General features: G+C 57.8%; 17 protein-coding genes. 9 read left to right on the forward strand and 8 right to left on the reverse strand.

The annotated features are described in order from the left end of the window. Positions 1-39: 39 nt before the first annotated feature. Positions 40-840: a DUF72 domain-containing protein gene (locus ACTJKV_RS11015; RefSeq protein ID WP_274102436.1), complete on the forward strand. Its 801-nt coding sequence runs from the start codon at positions 40-42 to the stop codon at positions 838-840. Positions 841-851: 11 nt separating this feature from the next. Here ACTJKV_RS11015 and dusA read toward each other — a convergent pair whose 3' ends face one another. Beyond that, complete coding sequence (gene dusA, locus ACTJKV_RS11020; RefSeq protein WP_274102437.1) at positions 852-1,880, reverse strand: tRNA dihydrouridine(20/20a) synthase DusA; 1,029 nt, start codon at positions 1,878-1,880, stop codon at positions 852-854. A gap of 217 nt (positions 1,881-2,097) precedes the next feature. On the opposite strand from dusA, the gene ACTJKV_RS11025 reads away from it, so the two are divergent. From ACTJKV_RS11025 to ACTJKV_RS11035, 3 genes are all read left to right on the forward strand, one after another. Next, positions 2,098-2,241, forward strand: coding sequence for a hypothetical protein (locus tag ACTJKV_RS11025; protein WP_162727935.1), 144 nt, complete (start codon positions 2,098-2,100; stop codon positions 2,239-2,241). Positions 2,242-2,321: 80 nt separating this feature from the next. Then, the gene (locus ACTJKV_RS11030) at positions 2,322-3,011 is read left to right on the forward strand and encodes a fumarylacetoacetate hydrolase family protein (RefSeq protein ID WP_274102438.1); all 690 of its coding nucleotides are present in this window, start codon (positions 2,322-2,324) and stop codon (positions 3,009-3,011) included. A 28-nt stretch (positions 3,012-3,039) separates the two neighbouring features. Continuing rightward, positions 3,040-3,567, forward strand: coding sequence for a gamma carbonic anhydrase family protein (locus ACTJKV_RS11035; protein WP_274102439.1), 528 nt, complete (start codon positions 3,040-3,042; stop codon positions 3,565-3,567). Positions 3,568-3,603: 36 nt separating this feature from the next. Here the strand turns inward: ACTJKV_RS11035 and zur are convergent, their stop codons facing one another. Genes zur through ACTJKV_RS11050 form a run of 3 tightly spaced genes read right to left on the reverse strand, consistent with a single transcriptional unit; the run spans position 3,604 to position 5,772 of the window. After that, positions 3,604-4,014: a zinc uptake transcriptional repressor Zur gene (gene zur / locus ACTJKV_RS11040; protein ID WP_440598712.1), complete on the reverse strand. Its 411-nt coding sequence runs from the start codon at positions 4,012-4,014 to the stop codon at positions 3,604-3,606. 5 nt (positions 4,015-4,019) lie between these two features. Continuing rightward, positions 4,020-4,835 (reverse strand): metal ABC transporter permease, encoded by an 816-nt coding sequence (locus ACTJKV_RS11045; RefSeq protein WP_440598653.1) that lies wholly within the window; start codon positions 4,833-4,835, stop codon positions 4,020-4,022. Beyond that, the gene (locus ACTJKV_RS11050; protein WP_440598654.1) at positions 4,828-5,772 is read right to left on the reverse strand and encodes an ATP-binding cassette domain-containing protein; all 945 of its coding nucleotides are present in this window, start codon (positions 5,770-5,772) and stop codon (positions 4,828-4,830) included. The genes ACTJKV_RS11045 and ACTJKV_RS11050 overlap by 8 nt, the downstream gene beginning before the upstream one ends. A gap of 103 nt (positions 5,773-5,875) precedes the next feature. Here ACTJKV_RS11050 and ACTJKV_RS11055 point away from each other — a divergent pair, with 103 nt between their 5' ends. Both ACTJKV_RS11055 and ACTJKV_RS11060 read left to right on the forward strand, forming a co-directional pair. Further along, positions 5,876-6,937 carry a zinc ABC transporter substrate-binding protein gene (locus ACTJKV_RS11055; RefSeq protein WP_274102441.1) on the forward strand — a complete coding sequence of 354 codons (1,062 nt, stop codon included), beginning with the start codon at positions 5,876-5,878 and terminating at the stop codon, positions 6,935-6,937. Positions 6,938-7,017: 80 nt separating this feature from the next. Continuing rightward, entirely contained in the window at positions 7,018-8,223 is a 1,206-nt protein-coding gene (locus ACTJKV_RS11060) for a GTP-binding protein (RefSeq protein ID WP_274102442.1), read from the forward strand. 50 nt (positions 8,224-8,273) lie between these two features. Here the strand turns inward: ACTJKV_RS11060 and ACTJKV_RS11065 are convergent, their stop codons facing one another. The 3 genes from ACTJKV_RS11065 to ACTJKV_RS11075 form a co-directional block, all read right to left on the reverse strand. Then, on the reverse strand, positions 8,274-8,603 hold the full coding sequence (locus ACTJKV_RS11065; protein WP_062427394.1) for an RcnB family protein: 330 nt from the start codon (positions 8,601-8,603) through the stop codon (positions 8,274-8,276). A gap of 190 nt (positions 8,604-8,793) precedes the next feature. Then, a complete protein-coding gene (gene mgrA, locus ACTJKV_RS11070) occupies positions 8,794-9,828 on the reverse strand; it encodes an L-glyceraldehyde 3-phosphate reductase (RefSeq protein ID WP_274102443.1) in 1,035 nt (344 codons plus the stop codon). An 87-nt stretch (positions 9,829-9,915) separates the two neighbouring features. Next, positions 9,916-12,372, reverse strand: a complete 2,457-nt coding sequence (locus ACTJKV_RS11075; RefSeq protein WP_274102444.1) for a beta-mannosidase — start codon at positions 12,370-12,372, stop codon at positions 9,916-9,918. A 476-nt stretch (positions 12,373-12,848) separates the two neighbouring features. Between ACTJKV_RS11075 and ACTJKV_RS11080 the strand changes: the two genes are divergently transcribed. Next, entirely contained in the window at positions 12,849-13,901 is a 1,053-nt protein-coding gene (locus tag ACTJKV_RS11080) for a LacI family transcriptional regulator (RefSeq protein ID WP_274102445.1), read from the forward strand. Positions 13,902-13,909: 8 nt separating this feature from the next. On the opposite strand, the gene ACTJKV_RS11085 is transcribed toward ACTJKV_RS11080, so the two are convergent. Beyond that, positions 13,910-15,424, reverse strand: coding sequence for an NAD(P)H-hydrate dehydratase (locus tag ACTJKV_RS11085; RefSeq protein WP_274102446.1), 1,515 nt, complete (start codon positions 15,422-15,424; stop codon positions 13,910-13,912). Positions 15,425-15,773: 349 nt separating this feature from the next. Here ACTJKV_RS11085 and ACTJKV_RS11090 point away from each other — a divergent pair, with 349 nt between their 5' ends. Together ACTJKV_RS11090 and glnA are read left to right on the forward strand one after the other, a co-directional pair. After that, on the forward strand, positions 15,774-16,112 hold the full coding sequence (locus ACTJKV_RS11090; protein WP_007753933.1) for a P-II family nitrogen regulator: 339 nt from the start codon (positions 15,774-15,776) through the stop codon (positions 16,110-16,112). 66 nt (positions 16,113-16,178) lie between these two features. Next, positions 16,179-17,588, forward strand: a complete 1,410-nt coding sequence (gene glnA, locus ACTJKV_RS11095; protein ID WP_062437373.1) for a type I glutamate--ammonia ligase — start codon at positions 16,179-16,181, stop codon at positions 17,586-17,588. Positions 17,589-17,612 lie beyond the last annotated feature (24 nt).

Below are 17,612 nucleotides of genomic sequence, written 5' to 3' on the forward strand. Positions count from 1 at the left end.
CCCCCTTCATATGGCAATTCGCGTTGATGGGAGAGACGGATGAGCAAGTCGGGAACGATCCGCGCCGGTATCGGCGGCTGGACCTTCGAGCCTTGGGAAGGCACGTTCTATCCTGAGAAGCTCACCAAGAAACGCCAGCTGGAATATGCGAGCTCCAAGTTGAAGGCGATCGAGGTGAACGGCACCTATTATGGCAGCCAGAAACCCGCGACCTTCGCCAAGTGGGCCTCCGAAGTGCCGGATGGTTTCATTTTCTCGCTGAAGGCCAGTCGTTTCGTCACCAACCGCAAGGTTTTGGCCGAGGCAAAGGAATCGATGACGAAGTTCCTGACGCAGGGGCTGACCGAACTTGGCGAGCATCTCGGCCCAATCCTCTGGCAGTTCGCGCCGACGAAGAAATTCGAGCCGGAGGACTTTGCCGCCTTCCTGGCCTTGTTGCCGGAAAAGCAGGACGGGTTGAAGTTGCAGCATGTCGTCGAAGTGCGCAACGACAGCTTCCAGGTACCGGAATTCATCGAGCTATTGGCCAAGCACAATGTCGCTGTGGTCTGCGCCGATCATCACGACTATCCAATGCTGCCGGATGTGACGGCGGATTTCGTCTATTGCCGTCTACAAAAGGGCGAGGACGATATCGAGACCTGCTATCCTGAGAAGGATGTGAAGGCGTGGAGCGAGCGCCTGAAGACCTATGCAGCTGGCGGCGCGCCAGACGATCTTACAATGATCGCGCCCGACCGAAAAGCCGAGAAGACGCCGCGCGATGTTTTCGCCTTCTTCATCACCGGCGGCAAGATCAACGCGCCGAACGGCGCGCAGCTGCTGCAGACCCTCGTCTGAACCTGCCCTGATTATGCGTCGATTGCCGCCGGCGCTCGCTCGAAGTCGATGGCGTCGAAGGCGGCGGCAATGACTTCGCAGCCGGCGCCGGGTTTCGTCGCGTCGCTGGAGAGGATTTGCCGGAAGCGTCGTGCGCCGGGCAACCCCTGAAACAGGCCGACCATATGGCGGGTGACGTGGTTCAGGCGGCCGCCCTTGGCAATATAATCTTCTGCATAGGCCATCATCGCATCGCGCAAGGCGTCTGGATCGAGATCGCGGGACTGCGCGCCATAGATGCGGTGATCCACCTCCGCAAGGATCGAGCTGTTATGATAGGCAGCACGCCCCAGCATGACCCCATCCATATGCTTCAAATGCTCGTCCGCCTGATCGAGATCGGTGATCCCACCATTGATGCCGATGAAGAGATCGGGAAATTCCTGCTTCATGCGATAAGCCAGCTGATAATCCAGCGGCGGCACTTCGCGGTTCTCCTTGGGTGACAGTCCCTGAAGCCATGCCTTGCGGGCGTGGATCCAGACGGCATCCGCCCCTGCGGCAACCATACGTGCGATGAAGTCTGGAAGAACAGCGTCCGGCTCCTGGTCATCCACGCCGATGCGACACTTTACCGTCACAGGCACAGTCGCCACCGCCTTCATCGCTTCGACGCATGCCGCAACTGTCTCAGGCTCGCGCATCAGGCACGCGCCGAAAGTGCCGGACTGAACGCGGTCGGAGGGACAGCCGACATTGAGATTGATCTCGTCATATCCATAGTCCGAGGCAATTTTGATGGCCTCGGCGAGCTTCCCGGGATCGGAGCCGCCAAGTTGCAATGCCACGGGATGTTCTTGAGGGTGATAGTCCAGCAACTTGTCGCGCTTGCCGTGGATGATGGCATCGGCCACGATCATCTCCGTATAGAGAAGCGCATGCTGCGAAAGCTGGCGATGCAGGAAGCGGCAACGCGTATCGGTCCAGTCGATCATCGGCGCGACGGCGAAGACCTTTCCACGCGCGTAATGCGACGCGCCATCCTTGCGTTGAGAAGTCATCGTCATAATCGTTGGCCAATCCTTGATTGCCGCCTCGTCTCCTTCGCGTGACATAGACGTATCGAAGGCTTAGACGATCGGCGTTTCGGGTCCATATAGGGCGGAATGGCTGAGCGATCTACCCGCGTCTTTTCAAATCCGCGATGCACGAACCGGAACCCTCAATGATCGAAGGGGTTTATGAAGCACGGTGTCAGAAAATTTTGGGGAGATCATGATGAGTGAGAAGAGCGACGAGAAGTCTCTCTACTGGAGCATCGTCGGCGCCGACAGCAACACCAATGCGGGTGTTGGCAGGTTGCTCGCGGTCATCGTCGCCCTCATTGTCGTAGGGGGTTGTGTCGTGTGGCTCTTATCCTGACGGCGAATATTGCAGAAAGATTGGACTGGAAATCGCCTTGAAATTGCGGGACAACACCACTCCCAAGAAGGAGTGCCATTATGTCCGCAACAGTGATCCCCGCCCCCCAACCCGTTCTCCTGCCCGTCGAAGGCACGAACGAAACCTTCCCCGTGCGGCGGGTCTATTGCGTTGGGCGCAACTACGCGGACCACGCCATCGAGATGGGCCATGATCCATCCCGCGAGCCTCCCTTCTTCTTCCAGAAGAACCCGGACAACCTGCTGCCCGCCGGCCAAGACTTTCCCTACCCGCCCCTCTCTTCCAACGTTCATTACGAAGTCGAATGTGTTGTCGCACTGAAAAGCGGCGGCTCGAATATCTCGGTAGACGGCGCGCTCGATCACGTCTGGGGCTATGGTGTCGGCATCGACATGACCCGGCGCGACATGCAGGACGGATTGAAGAAGATGGGCCGCTCCTGGGAAGGCGCAAAGGCCTTTGAATTCTCCGCACCGATTTCGCCACTCGTTCCGGCCTCGAAGATCGGACACCCGGACAAGGGTGCGGTGTGGCTGGATGTGAACGGCGCGCGCAAGCAATCCGGCGATCTCGACCAGATGATCTGGAAGACTGCGGAAATCATCGCCGAACTGTCGAAGGTCTTCACGCTGGCCGCTGGCGATGTGATCATGACCGGCACGCCGGCTGGCGTCGGCCCAGTTGTCAAGGGCGACATCATGGAGTGCGGCGTGGATGGCGTCGGCACTTTGACGGTCAAGGTCGTCTGACACCCGAACAGAAATCGGAGATCCGCCTATGCCAGTCTATCGCCTCGGAACGAGAGTGCCCAACCTGCCAGCAGCGGATCGATACTGGATCGCGCCGGATGCCAATGTCATCGGCTCCGTTACCCTGGGTGACGATGTCGGCATCTGGTTCGGCGCGACGTTGCGCGGCGATAACGAGCCAATGACGGTTGGCCGCGGCACGAACATTCAGGAAGGCGTGATGGTGCACAGCGATCCGGGTTTTCCCGCAACGATCGGCAACGACTGCACCATCGGCCACCACGCCATCATCCACGGCTGCACGATCGGCGACAACACCCTGATCGGCATGGGAGCGACAATCCTGAACGGTGCGAAGATCGGCAAAAACTGCCTCGTCGGCGCCAATGCGCTCGTCACCGAGGGGAAGGAGTTCCCCGACAATTCCCTGATCGTCGGTTCCCCTGCCCGCGTCGTCCGCACGCTGGATGAAAAGGCCGCCGAGGGCATCAGAAAGTCAGCAGAAAAATATGTGGCCAACTGGAAGCGCTTTGCCGAAGAACTGGAGCCCGTCTAGGCTGCCCGCCTACCTTCCAGCCTCGTGCTTTTGAGACTAGACTGCACAGGCCTCACAAAGACCACGGATCTCGATCGTCGTCTTTTCGGCCTTGAACTTCTGTCCCTTGACCCAATCGCCAAGGCGATGATCGATCTCGTGATCGTGAAACTCCGTCACCTGGCCGCAGGCGTTGCAGATGGCGAAGGCCACCGTTCCGTGGTGATGGGTGCAGCAATCCGCGCTTGTGTGGGAGCAGGCTACGAAAGCGTTCAGGCTCTCCAACCGGTGGACCAGACCGAACTCGATCAGCTTTTCCAACGCGCGATAAACCTGCAAGGGCGCGCGAAAGCCGCTGTCCCTCAGCTTGTCGAGGATCACATAGGCACTGAGTGGCGCCTGCGAGCGGGACAGCGCGTCGTAGACCAGCGACTGGTTGCGCGTGAGGTTCTTCGCATTCGTATTCATGTTCATCAGTTCACTCCCTGCTCGGCACTGCGCGACCGTCCCGGCACAGGCAAAAGATTCAAGACGAAAAGCAAGACGGCGGCGACGACAATCGACGGGCCGGACGGCGTGTCGTATTGCAGCGATCCCATCAGTCCGCCGATGACGGCGACAGCACCGATGAGCGACGCCAGCACCGCCATGATTTCCGGTGTCGACGAAAAGCGTCTGGCCGTTGCTGCTGGAATGATCAGCAGCGATGTGATCAGCATGATGCCGACGATCTTCATGGCGATGGCAATGACGAGCGCCATCAGCAGCATGAAGAGAAGCTTCGAACGTTCCGGCCGCAGTCCTTCCGCCTCAGCCAGCTCGGCATTGACCGTGGAGGCCAGAAGCGGCTTCCAAAGATAGACGATCGCCAGGAGCACAAGGATTCCGCCACCCCAGACCATCTGAATATCGGTGACCGAGACGGCAAGAATATCGCCGAAGAGAAAGGCGACAAGATCGATCCGCACCCATGTCATGAAGGCAACGATGACGAGACCAAAGGCAAGTGCGGAATGCGACAGGATACCCAGCAGCGCATCCGCCGACAGAGCTTGACGCCGTTGCAGCAAGAGCAACAGCAGAGACACCGCCGCGGCAACGAGAAAGACGCTGACGATCAGGTTCAATTGAAACAGCAGCGAGAGCGCCACACCCAAGAGCGCGGAATGGGCCATCGTATCGCCGAAATAGGCCATGCGCCGCCAGACCACGAAGCAGCCAAGCGGCCCGGCGGTCAGCGCGACGCCGACGCCTGCAAAGATGGCGCGGATGAAGAAGTCGTCAAACATGCTTCACTCCGGGCGCATGGGTCGTGTCATCAGAGCGATGATCGTGGTGATGGCCGCAGCCGCAGGCATCTTCTTGTTCATCATGGGAATGATTATGAGCGTGGACGTGATCATGGGTGTGATCATGCTCATGATGATGCCCGTCATCGGGATGGCAATGGTCCGTCACCGAGCCGTCGGAATGCATGAAGCGTCCATCCGGCAGATGCGTGTGATCATGGTGGTGGCTATAGACTGCCAGCCCCTTGGCAGCCGCACCGCCAAAGAGGCGCATATATTCCGGGCTCTGGCTCACGGCCTGCGGCGTCCCACGGCAGCAGACATGGCCATTCAGGCAAATGACCGTATCGGTCTCCGCCATCACAACGTGCAGATCGTGGGAGATCAGGAGAATGCCGCAGCCGGTGGAATTGCGGATGGTCTTGATAAGATCATAAAGCGCAATCTCTCCGGAAAAATCCACACCCTGAACCGGCTCATCCAGAACAAGCAGATCGGGCTTGCGGGCAATCGCACGCGCCAGAAGCGCACGCTGGAACTCTCCACCGGAAAGATGCTGGACCTCGGCCTTGGCGAGATGCGCGATGCCGGTGGCATTCAACGCCGCGTCAATTTCACGTGGCGGCAGGGCTCCGGTCAGCGTCATCAGCCGCCAGACGGTCAAAGGCATCGTCCAGTCGACGGAAAGCTTTTGCGGCACATAGCCAACCTTCAGGCCAGCCAAACGCTCGACCTTTCCTTCATCCGGCTTCATCACGCCGATCGCCATCTTGGCACTCGTGGACTTGCCAGAGCCATTCGGTCCAATCAGCGTCACGATCTCACCGCGACGGACGGAAAAGTCGACGCCGCGTACCAGCCAACGCCCGCTCCGTCTCACGCCTGCACTGGACAGGGAGACGAGATTTCCGTTGTTTTTGGCCGGAGAATGAAGCATGGGATTTTCCGATTGCGGCTGTTGCACATGGCTATGGCATACGTTATAGCGTTACGCAACTTATGTAATAACATTACACTTCGATACAAGTGGAGCATACCCTATGAAGTCACTCGCCGCCCTCCTCCTCGCCTCTGCCGCCATGATCGGCGCCTCCAATGCCATGGCCGCGCCGAATGTCGTTGTGTCTATCAAGCCGATCCACTCGCTAGTGGCAGCCATCATGGAGGGCGTCGCAGTGCCGCAGGTCATCGTCGATGGCGGTGCATCACCCCACACCTACAGCCTCAAGCCGTCCAATGCCAAAGCGCTCGAAAATGCAGATGTTGTGTTTTGGGTCGGTGACGGACTGGAAAAGTTTCTGGAAAAGCCGCTGGAATCGCTGGCCGGAAAGGCAACAGTCGTCGAACTGGACGACGCGCCTGGCATCGAAAAGCTGAGTTTCCGCGAAGGCGGCCCCTTCGAAGCCCATGACCATGGCGACCATGAAGGTCATGACCATGCGGAGGCCGAGGGCCATAACCATGCTCACGAGGGCGACGATAAGCACGATCACGAGGGTCATGATCATGCGCATGAAGGCGAAAAAGGTCACGACCACGCACATGAGGGTGAGCACGCGCATGCCCATGAGGACGGACACGACCACGGCGAATACGACATGCATCTTTGGCTGGATCCTGCCAATGCAAGGGCCATGGCGACGGAAATCGAAAAGACGCTGATGACCGCCGATCCGGCCAATGCCAAGACCTATCAGGAAAACACCAAGAAGCTGGTCGACAATCTCGACGCGCTCGACAAGGAGCTTGAGGCAACCGTCGCGCCGATCAAGGACAAGCCCTTCATCGTTTTCCATGATGCCTACCAGTATTTCGAACACCGTTACGGTGTGAAGACGGCAGGCTCCATCACCGTCAGCCCTGAAAACATGCCGGGTGCCGACCGCATCAAGCAGATCCAGGCCAAGGTCAAGGAACTCAACGCGACCTGCGTATTTGCTGAACCGCAATTCGAGCCGAAGCTGGTCAACGTCGTAATCGAAGGCACAAACGCCAAATCCGGTACGCTTGATCCGGAGGCCGGCACGCTGGAAGCGGGACCCGATCTCTATTTCAAGCTGATGCGCGGCATCGCCAATTCGCTGAAGAACTGCCTGTCCTGATCTGACGGGAGACAAAGGGCGGCACGGACCGCCCTTCTTTCGGACCATCTATGTAATGTTATAACAAATGAGGTTGTGATATGAAAAAGAAGCTGCCTGTTACAGTTCTGTCCGGCTTTCTCGGAGCCGGCAAAACCACCCTTCTCAATCATATTCTCGGTAATCGCGAGGGACTGCGGGTCGCGGTGATCGTCAACGATATGAGCGAGGTCAACATCGATGCGGCTCTTATTCGCGATGGCGGAGCGAACCTGTCCCGAACGCAGGAGCAGCTGGTCGACATGACCAATGGCTGCATCTGTTGCACGCTGAGAGACGACCTCCTGAACGAGGTCAGGCAATTGGCAGAGCAGGATCGTTTCGATTACCTGCTGATCGAGTCCACCGGCATTGCCGAACCGCTGCCCGTTGCGGCCACATTCGACTTCCGGGACGACAAGGGTGACAGCCTGTCGGATGTCGCGCAGCTTGATACCATGGTCACCGTGGTCGATTGCGCCAATCTGCTGAAGGACTACGGCTCGGCTGACTTTCTGGCGGATCGCGGCGAAACGGCGGGCCAAGGTGACGATCGGACGCTCGTCGATCTCCTGGTCGAACAAATCGAATTTGCCAATGTCGTGGTGCTGAACAAGGTCTCGGCCGCGAGCCCCGCAGAGCTTGATGCTGCCCGCAAGATCGTCGTCGGCCTCAATCCCGACGCACGTCTTGTCGAGGCCGATTTCGGACAAGTCGATTCAGCGGAGATACTCGGCACCGGCCTTTTCGATTTTGCCAAGGCGGAAACGCATCCGCTCTGGTTCAAGGAGTTGCATGGCTTCAAGGACCACATACCGGAAACGGAAGAATACGGCATCCGCTCCTTCGTTTATCGGGCAAAGAGGCCCTTCGACCCCGCCCGCTTCCATGCCTTCATCAACCGCGACTGGCCGGGCGTCATCCGCGCCAAGGGCTTCTTCTGGCTGGCTACGCGGCCCAACCATGTTGGCGAAATCAGCCAGGCGGGCGCCTTGGTGAAAACCGGCAAGATGGGGCTCTGGTGGTCCTCCGTGCCAAAAACACGTTGGCCGGATGATCCGAGCTTCGAGAAGATGCTGGCACCTTACATGGACACTATCTGGGGAGACAGGCGACAAGAGATCGTCTTCATCGGCGCAGACCCCATGAGCGAGGCAGCACTTCGCCATGAACTCGATGCCTGCCTCGTCAATGCCAAAAGCTTTACGCCGGATGCCTGGCAGACCCTGAACGATCCATTCCCCGATTGGAACAGACAGGCAGCCTGACCCTGCAAAAGAAAGCGGGCGCTCGATGCGCCCGCTTTCCTGTTCATTGGTTACCGCGCTGCGGCGAGGCCGATGATCAGGCCGCTGACGGCATTGATCAACAGGAATTGGTTGTCGACGCGCACCCAGCGCTCATTGCGGCGCGGTTCTCTGAGGTGATAGCGGCGATATTCACGACGGTCGACGAAGTGACGTCGCTCGGCCGGCGTCAAACGCTGACCGCGGTCCCAGCGGTGCTTCTTGATGATCACCTTCTTGGTCGTGACAGTCCGTTCGTGAACCCCACGGCGGTCATGCCCGTAGTCATGGCGACCCTGCGCCTGGGCCATCGGCGCTGCGAGAATTGTCGCAGCCAGAAAAACGGTGACGAGCTTTTTCATGGGTGTTTCCTTTCCTGTTATGATGGGATGACCCTACCGCGCCGAGGATGAATGGAAACTGAAGCATGAAATTACAATATCGTAATGTTGACTAGAACTTAGAGGAAGAAATTAAAGTTCACAATCTCTAATGTGACGAGCAAGTCGACGGTGGCCGCTCGGACTAGAATGCCCGAGCGGTGCTCTTGCCTTACTTTTTCAGTTCGGCAGATTTGGCCCAGAGGTTGATATCCGCATCTCGTGCATAGCGATCGATTTCGGCCAGTTCGTCCGCGGTGAAGTCCGGCTTCTCAAGAGCCTTCACGCAATCTTCCACCTGTTCAGGCCGGCTTGCGCCGATCAGTGCAGAGGTGATGTGACCGCCGCGCAGCACCCAGGCAATCGCCATCTGCGCCAGCGTCTGTCTACGCCTTTCGGCGATGGCATTCAGCCCACGTATGTTCTCGATGTTGCGATCATTGAGGAAGGCGGGGTTGAGCGACTTGTTCTGGCTGGCGCGGCTCGCATCCGGCACGCCGTTAAGATACTTCGTCGTCAGCATGCCCTGTGCCAGCGGAGAAAAGACGATGGAGCCGATGCCGAGTTCCTCCAGCGTATCGACTAGGCCGTCCTCCTCGATCCAGCGGTTGATCATCGAATAGCTCGGCTGATGGATGATGCAGGGCGTACCGAGATCTTTCAGGATCGCCGCAGCCTCACGGGTGCGCTGCGAATTATACGACGAGATGCCGACATAGAGCGCCCTGCCCGACCGCACGATGTGATCGAGCGCGCCGCAGGTCTCTTCCAGTGGCGTGTCCGGATCGAAGCGGTGGGAATAGAAGATATCGACATAGTCGAGACCCATGCGCTTCAGGCTCTGGTCGCAGGACGAGATCAGATATTTGCGGCTACCCCATTCGCCATAAGGACCGGGCCACATATTGTAGCCCGCCTTGGAGGAGATGATCAGCTCATCACGATAACCGGCAAAATCGGTTTTGAGGATTTCGCCGAAGGCGCTCTCGGCGCTGCCTGGAGGCGGACCGTAATTGTTCGCAAGATCGAAATGGGTGATGCCGAGATCGAAGGCTTTGCGGCAAATCTCCTGCTTCGTCTTGTGGGAGAAATCGTTGCCGAAATTGTGCCAGAGGCCGAGCGATATGGCCGGAAGCTTCAGGCCGGTGCGGCCGCAATGATTGTACTTCATGGATGCGTAGCGGTTTTCAGCCGGTTGCCAGGCCATGGTTTTCCTCCCTTGTATGGAATTGCTTATCCGCCGCGGAGGCGGCGGATCGTGGTGCAGTTTAGATTAGAAGATCAAAGTCGGCTTTCAAGCCTGTGACTGCGATGTGTACAGATCGAACAGCTTAAACGACGGCTTGGCCGTCTGCGACTTGTCGCTTGGCGAGAAGACGATGCGACGGCTTTCTCCCGCAGCCAGATCGAAGAGGTTGTCAAAATAGCGCCCGGCGATATCGGCTTCCACCATGACAAAAAGCGCAAGACCTTGCGCCTGAACCTCCACCTCGAAGTCACCATTGTCCAGCGCCGTTACCCGATGGCTGAGACCCGATGGTTGCAGATCGAGCGCCTTGTAGGTATCTCGCACGTGATGCCCCTCGCCCAGCATGCCGTTGGAGGCGATGAAATTCCAGGAGAGCAGCGCGCCGGTTGGAATTTGATCCAGGTCGATCTCGGTCAAGAGCGAGGCGGCATCCGGTCCGCAGGTGCCGCTGGCAGATTTCAGCGGAATCCGAACGCCGTCGAGCGCCAGCGCGAAGATGTTCATGTCGATTTCGACGTCATCCAACGTATCGTTGACCATGGAGAAGCGAACCGACTTACCGTCTTCAGACGGAACGGCTGACACGGCGACCGGCTGGAAGAAGCGCCGTGCCGCATAATGAAGGGCTTTCCAGCTACCGCCATAGTCGAGGCTCGACCACGAGGCGACCGGCCAGGTGTCGTTCAGCTGCCAATAGAGCGTGCCCATGCAATGGGGTTTGAGCGAACGCCAATATTCGACGGCCGTCTTGATGGCGAGCGCCTGTTGCACCTGGCTGACATAGACGAAGTTCTCGAAGTCCTTCGGGAAGCGGAAATAGCGGAACATCGTTGCGGCAATGCGCTCATTGCCGCCCGCATTCTTCTGGTGGAGCTCGATCACAGGCGACGCGATGTTCATGTCCTTGTTGTCCGCATAGGTGCGGATAATCGGCATGGACGTATAGGACTGAAAACCGAACTCCGAGCAGAACCGCGGACGCACCGTCCGGTAATCATCGAAGGATTTGTTCTCGTGCCAGACGGACCAGTAATGCATGTCGCCCGAACCATCCGCGTGCCATGCATCGCCATAGTCCAGATAACCGGAGGCCGGGCTTGACGGCCACCAGATGGCCGACGGGGCCGCCTTCCTCAGCGCGCGCTCGATGGTGCGGTTGAGGCGATCATAGGCGACAAGATAGCGGTCGCGATTGTTGCGGGACTCTTCGAACCAGTTAAGCGCTCCAACGAGTTCATTGTCGCCGCACCAGAGCGCGATCGAGGGATGCGAGGCCAGCCGCTTTACCTGGTAATCGACCTCGAGCTCGACATTGTCGAGGAAGTCTTCGGTGCAAGGGTAAAGATTGCAGGCAAACATGAAATCCTGCCATACCATCAGGCCCAACCGGTCGCAGAGATCATAGAACCAGTCCGGCTCGTAGAAGCCACCGCCCCAGACGCGGATCATGTTCATATTGGCTTCGACCGCGGACAGAAGCAGGTCTTCCGTCTTTTCTGCACTTGAGAGCGAAAACAGCGCGTCCGAAGGGATCCAGTTCGCGCCGCGGCAGAAGATCTCACGGCCATTAACGCAAAGCGTAAAACGGCTGCCGGCCTCATCCTTGTCGGTCAAAAGCTCGACTGTGCGCAAGCCGATCTGACGGGTCATCGTCTCGTCTGGCAATTCGACGCTCAGCGTATAGAGCGCCTGCTCGCCGCTGCCTGCCGGCCACCAGAGCTTGGGATTCTCGACGAAGAACACCTGGCGGATGACAGTTTCGCCGGCAGAGACGCCACAATCGAGGCGTAGCCGTTCATCGCCGAGCGACAGATGCACGGGCAGACTGGCAGGCTGGGCGGCATGGAGTGTCACCTCGACATGCAGTTCAACACCGCCATCCTTATGATGCTGCGTGGTCGTGACATGCTCAATGCGCGCTGTCTCAAGCCGGCGCAGCATGATGTTTCCATAAATACCGAGTGGCGCTATCGCGATGTTCCAATCCCAGCCGAAATGGCACTGCGGTTTTCGCAGAAGATTGCCGTTGGGGATGGGTGAGTTGCCCGGGTGATACGGCACATAAAAAGGCTGAGCCGCCTGGCGGTCCGCGCCTGCCTTTATGCTGGAATGGAAATGGATGCGGATGACGTTTTCACCCGGCTGGAGAGCCGAGGACACGTCCGGTCGGTAGCGACGGAAACAATTGTCGGCTGCAAGCACCGGCACATCATTGACGAAGACGACGGCCACCGTGTCGAGATTGTCGATATCGAGATACCAGTCGGCATCGACATCATCGACCGTAAAACGGCGCTCGATGATCCAGTCGCGATGCGCCACCCACTGCACGTCGTTCTCGTTACGGCCAAAGTAGGGATCGGGAATGATCGATGCCTCATGGAGCGCCGTATGGACGTCACCCGGGATCGTTATGGTGGTTGCATGATCACCCTCGGCCGATGCCAGACGCCACTGGCCTGAAAGATCGATAACGAGATCGCTTGCGTAAGTTGATGCCATTTTCACTGCCTTGCTTATTACGCAACGGCCATGGCGTTGCGACTCCATCCACTGTCAGCAATGCGGTCAAAACGAGTCGTCGCTCTTTCCGCAGCCATGAAAAATCAGATCGAGAATTCCTCCGGGCAGAAACGTTATCGTAAAAAACTATGACCGTCACGCCCGAAAAGTTCGATCAACACACATCGGGATTTACGTCAGCCAAGATCAAGCGTAAGAAATCAACATATATTTTGAATATCAGCTAACTAGAAGAGTTTTTTAAGATCATTTGGAAACAAATCATCCCCTTGTTGTCGTCAATATGTCCTACTATCTCCCCTTCTCACACCAACCTTTCAACCTCTCTCACGCCATCCAACCTGCATCGTTTCAGACGCTCCAAGTCACAAGCCGTACCGGTTACGACACCTTGAGCTTTGCAATGGAATAAAACCGCACTACGATGCCCGTCCGGTTATGGGAGGCGGCGGCAAATGAACGATAGCACGGACATAGAAGCAGGCGGCCAAGCGCTTTCGTCCAATGAACGCCCGACGCTGAAGACCATTGCCTATATGACGGGTCTCGGCATCACTACAGTCTCCCGCGCCTTGAAAGACGCACCCGATATCGGGGCGGATACCAAGGAGCGCGTGCGGCGTGTCGCCCGCCAGATCGGCTATCAGCCGAACCGTGCCGGCGTTCGCCTTCGCACCGGAAAGACCAATGTCATTGCGCTGGTTCTCAGCGTCGATGAAGAGTTGATGGGTTTTACCTCGCAGATGGTCTTCGGCATCACCGAGGTTTTGACCAACACACCCTACCATCTTGTCGTCACACCCCACACGCATGCCAAGGACACGATGACCCCAATCCGCTACATTCTGGAGACGGGATCGGCAGATGGCGTCATCATTTCCAAGGTCCGCCCCGAAGATCCACGCGTGCGCCTGATGACCGAGCGCAACATGCCCTTCGCCACCCATGGCAGAAGCAGCATGGGCATCGATCACCCCTTTCATGACTTCGATAACGAAGCCTATGTCTACGAGGCGATGAAGCGCTTAGCCCAGTGCGGCAGGAAACGCGTGGCCGTGCTGCTGCCGCAAAGCCAGTTCTCCTATCACGACTTTGCCCGTCGCGGATTTGAGCGTGGATTGAAAGACTTTGGGATCACTGAGTTCGCCCTGCCCAATATCAACAACGACACGCCTTTGGAGGAGCTGAAGCAGGAAACGGCACGGTTGATGAGCGGCAGCGATGTGCCGGATGGCATCGTGTCGATCAGTGGCAGTTCGACGATTGCGATCGTGGCCGGGATCGAAGCGAGTGGCAAGAAGGTCGGAACGGATGTGGATATCGTGTCGAAACAGTCAGCCGACTTTCTCAACTGGCTCCGACCGGAAATCCATACAATGAACGAGGATATCAAGCTGGCGGGTCGCGAGCTTGCCCGTGCCGTGCTGGCACGCATAGAGGGCAGACCGACGTCAGAACTTCAGACGATCAGCAAGCCCGTCTGGTCCAGCCATACGCCGAAGCTGTAACACACTCGTCAGCCTGTCCTGACCCTCGCCTCGAAAGCCTCGAATGGCCGTACCGCCGATGCCAGATCTTCGGCGATCAAGCCCGGCCCAAGCCTCTGCCCCATCTCCCCATGCAACCAAACGGCCGCAGCGGCAGCTTCGAATGCCGGCACCTGCTGCGCCAAAAGCGCGCCGCAGATACCGGCCAGCACATCGCCAGATCCCGCAGTCGCCAGCGACGAGGGTGCGTTGGTGTTGACGCTTGCCCGACCGTCGGGAGCTGCAATCACCGTATCGGCTCCCTTGTAGATGATGACGGCATTGCTGCATTTGGCAGCGGCTTGCGCCTTTTCGATTTTGCTTAGTGTGGCATCCGCATGAATATCCGGGAACAGTCGTGCAAACTCGCCCTCGTGCGGCGTCATGATCCTGGGCGCGTCTTCGGAAAAGAGCGAAATGAGCTTGAGAGTATCATCCTTGAAGGCCGTAATCCCATCGGCATCGAGCACGAGCGCGCGATCCTTGAGGAGCGCTACGAACGCTCTGGCTTTTTCCAGATCGCCAAAACCAGGCCCGAGAACATAAGTCCCATGGCGTGCGTCTTCAGCCCATTCCCCGAGAGCGTCTCCATCGTCGATCGGTGTCACCATCACCGCCGTGAGTGTCGCCGAAAGAACGGAGATCGCCTCTTGTGGAGCCGCGATCGTCACGATCCCGGCGCCTGCCCGCAAGCCGGACATCGCCGTCATCCGCGCGGCCCCTGTCGAATGGGACGGACCTGCGAAGACCGTCAGATGACCGCGTTTGAACTTGTGCGTCTCCACATCATCATGGACAAGATAACTCTTCCAAAGATCGGGGGAGTTTTCCCATAGAGCTCCAACATTCGCTTCGACGATGCGTCGAGGAATGCCGATATCGAACACCTCCAGCGCACCGCAAAACTCGCGTCCCGGCATCAGCATATGACCCGGCTTCTTTGCCACGAAGGTTACTGTCCGGGCAGCCTTGAATGCAGAGCCGAGGGCAACACCCCGGCGGCCGCAGAGCCCCGAGGGAAGATCAATCGCAATGACTGGTGTTCCTGCGTGCCCCACAGCGCGAATAACCGCAGCAACTTCCGGCGGAACTTCGCGCGAAAGCCCTGCCCCGAAAATCCCGTCGATGACCACGTCGCCATCACGCGGGGTGAATGCGGCGAGCGATTGATTGCCGATATCGCCCGAAACATCGATCCACGCCTCATAAGCCTGCTGGGCGGCACCTTTGAGCTTGACCACATCGCCGAACACGAACACCGCGACATCCGCCCCCGCTTCACGAAGAGCGCGAGCGGCAACAAAACCGTCGCCGCCATTGTTGCCTGCTCCACAAAGCACAGCGTATCGGCGCGCTTCAGGATAGTGCCGCAATGCGCAAGCAGCGACCGCTTGTCCTGCGCGCTCCATCAGCGAGATGATGGAAATCCCGCTGGCTTCAGCGGCGGCATCAATGCGGCTCATAGCAACCGGATCGACCAAACGATATTGAACGGAATGAGTCATAATTCGCACCTCATCGGAAAATGCGGCGAAACGCAACCGGCGCTTTTTAAGGCAAGAAAGAAAGACTAAAAATAAGTCAAATGATCATTTTTTTAGCAACCACACGACATCGGGGCGTGTAGGCTAACGAATTGTAATTGTGGCCGCTTCAGATGAATTCTGCCATATTTGGCGCGGTTGGTGAGCATGTTGTGGACTCAACATGCTCAGACCGCGCGGAATTGTTCCCTTCGACGTCAGATTTCGCAGATTTTTTATCCAAAGCGGCTTCCGATCTGGCACGATACGTGCATTCTTGTGGCGGAGCGGACAGACCGCTTTAACGGGAGAAGCGGAGAGATATTTTCTCATGAAAAAGATCGAAGCGATCATTAAGCCTTTCAAGCTCGATGAAGTGAAGGAAGCCCTTCAGGAAGTCGGCCTCCAGGGAATAACGGTTACGGAAGCCAAGGGCTTTGGTCGTCAAAAAGGCCATACTGAACTTTATCGCGGCGCAGAATATGTCGTCGACTTTCTGCCGAAGGTGAAGGTCGAGGTGGTGCTTGCAGATGAAAATGCGGACGCTGTGATCGAAGCGATTCGCAATGCCGCTCAGACAGGGCGCATCGGCGACGGAAAGATTTTCGTCTCGAATGTGGAAGAAGTTATCCGTATTCGTACGGGTGAAACGGGTGTTGACGCCATTTAAAAAAAGACGAGCCGAAAAAGGCTCATGCTTCACCGGGTTGAACATTACCACTCAAGGAAAATTGCTATGACCACCGCCAATGATATCTTGAAGCAGATTAAGGACAACGATGTAAAATTCGTCGACCTGCGCTTTACAGACCCAAAGGGCAAGCTGCAGCACGTCACCATGGACGTGGCCTGCGTGGACGAGGACATGTTTGCCGACGGCGTCATGTTCGACGGCTCCTCCATCGGAGGATGGAAAGCCATCAACGAGTCCGACATGGTGCTGATGCCGGATCCAGCCACCGTTCATATGGACCCGTTCTTCGCGCAGTCCACCATGGTCATCATCTGCGATATTCTCGATCCGATCTCCGGCGAATCCTACAACCGCGACCCGCGCGGCACGGCCAAGAAGGCTGAAGCCTACCTCAAGGCGTCGGGTATCGGTGACACGGTTTTCGTTGGTCCCGAGCCTGAATTCTTCGTCTTCGACGACGTGAAGTACAAGGCCGATCCCTACAATACCGGCTTCAAGCTCGACTCGTCCGAACTGCCATCCAACGACGATACGGATTACGAGACCGGCAACCTTGGTCACCGTCCGCGCGTCAAGGGTGGCTACTTCCCAGTACCACCTGTCGATAGCCTCCAGGACATGCGTTCCGAGATGCTGACGGTTCTTGGCGAAATGGGCGTGGTCGTTGAAAAGCACCACCACGAGGTCGCCTCTGCGCAGCACGAACTCGGCGTCAAGTTCGACACCCTGGTCTCCAGCGCCGACAAGATGCAGATCTACAAGTATGTGGTCCACCAGGTCGCAAACGCCTACGGCAAAACCGCAACCTTCATGCCGAAGCCCATCTATGGCGACAACGGCTCGGGCATGCACGTTCACCAGTCTATCTGGAAGGGCGGCAAGCCAACCTTCGCAGGCGATGAATATGCCGGCCTCTCCGAGACCTGCCTCTATTACATCGGCGGCATTATCAAGCACGCCAAGGCGATCAACGCCTTCACCAACCCGACGACCAACTCCTACAAGCGTCTGGTCCCGGGCTATGAGGCGCCGGTTCTGCTCGCCTACTCGGCACGCAACCGCTCGGCATCGTGCCGCATTCCGTTCGGCTCCAACCCGAAAGCAAAGCGCGTCGAAGTCCGCTTCCCGGACCCGACCCAGAACCCATATCTCGGCTTCGCCGCCATGCTGATGGCAGGCCTCGACGGCATCAAGAACAAGATCCATCCCGGCAAGCCGATGGACAAGGATCTTTACGACCTGCCGCCAAAGGAACTGAAGAAGATCCCAACGGTCTGCGGCAGCCTGCGCGAAGCGCTCGAAAGCCTCGACAGGGACCGCAAGTTCCTGACCGCTGGTGGCGTGTTCGACGACGACCAGATCGATGCCTTCATCGAACTGAAGATGCAGGAAGTCATGCGTTTCGAAATGACCCCGCACCCTGTCGAATTCGACATGTACTACTCGGCTTAAAGGTTCGCGTGAGGCGCTCTTCGG

The organism is Agrobacterium sp. 22117 (assembly GCF_052045735.1).
GTDB lineage: Bacteria > Pseudomonadota > Alphaproteobacteria > Rhizobiales > Rhizobiaceae > Agrobacterium > Agrobacterium cavarae.

Excerpts from the sequence above, each read along its gene's own strand:
- ACTJKV_RS11015 (WP_274102436.1), top strand. The coding sequence starts at position 40 with ATGAGCAAGTCGGGAACGATCCGCGCCGGTATCGGCGGCTGGACCTTC.
- dusA (WP_274102437.1), bottom strand. The coding sequence starts at position 1,880 with ATGACTTCTCAACGCAAGGATGGCGCGTCGCATTACGCGCGTGGAAAG.
- ACTJKV_RS11025 (WP_162727935.1), top strand. The coding sequence starts at position 2,098 with ATGAGTGAGAAGAGCGACGAGAAGTCTCTCTACTGGAGCATCGTCGGC.
- ACTJKV_RS11030 (WP_274102438.1), top strand. The coding sequence starts at position 2,322 with ATGTCCGCAACAGTGATCCCCGCCCCCCAACCCGTTCTCCTGCCCGTC.
- ACTJKV_RS11035 (WP_274102439.1), top strand. The coding sequence starts at position 3,040 with ATGCCAGTCTATCGCCTCGGAACGAGAGTGCCCAACCTGCCAGCAGCG.
- zur (WP_440598712.1), bottom strand. The coding sequence starts at position 4,014 with ATGAATACGAATGCGAAGAACCTCACGCGCAACCAGTCGCTGGTCTAC.
- ACTJKV_RS11045 (WP_440598653.1), bottom strand. The coding sequence starts at position 4,835 with ATGTTTGACGACTTCTTCATCCGCGCCATCTTTGCAGGCGTCGGCGTC.
- ACTJKV_RS11050 (WP_440598654.1), bottom strand. The coding sequence starts at position 5,772 with ATGCTTCATTCTCCGGCCAAAAACAACGGAAATCTCGTCTCCCTGTCC.
- ACTJKV_RS11055 (WP_274102441.1), top strand. The coding sequence starts at position 5,876 with ATGAAGTCACTCGCCGCCCTCCTCCTCGCCTCTGCCGCCATGATCGGC.
- ACTJKV_RS11060 (WP_274102442.1), top strand. The coding sequence starts at position 7,018 with ATGAAAAAGAAGCTGCCTGTTACAGTTCTGTCCGGCTTTCTCGGAGCC.
- ACTJKV_RS11065 (WP_062427394.1), bottom strand. The coding sequence starts at position 8,603 with ATGAAAAAGCTCGTCACCGTTTTTCTGGCTGCGACAATTCTCGCAGCG.
- mgrA (WP_274102443.1), bottom strand. The coding sequence starts at position 9,828 with ATGGCCTGGCAACCGGCTGAAAACCGCTACGCATCCATGAAGTACAAT.
- ACTJKV_RS11075 (WP_274102444.1), bottom strand. The coding sequence starts at position 12,372 with ATGGCATCAACTTACGCAAGCGATCTCGTTATCGATCTTTCAGGCCAG.
- ACTJKV_RS11080 (WP_274102445.1), top strand. The coding sequence starts at position 12,849 with ATGAACGATAGCACGGACATAGAAGCAGGCGGCCAAGCGCTTTCGTCC.
- ACTJKV_RS11085 (WP_274102446.1), bottom strand. The coding sequence starts at position 15,424 with ATGACTCATTCCGTTCAATATCGTTTGGTCGATCCGGTTGCTATGAGC.
- ACTJKV_RS11090 (WP_007753933.1), top strand. The coding sequence starts at position 15,774 with ATGAAAAAGATCGAAGCGATCATTAAGCCTTTCAAGCTCGATGAAGTG.
- glnA (WP_062437373.1), top strand. The coding sequence starts at position 16,179 with ATGACCACCGCCAATGATATCTTGAAGCAGATTAAGGACAACGATGTA.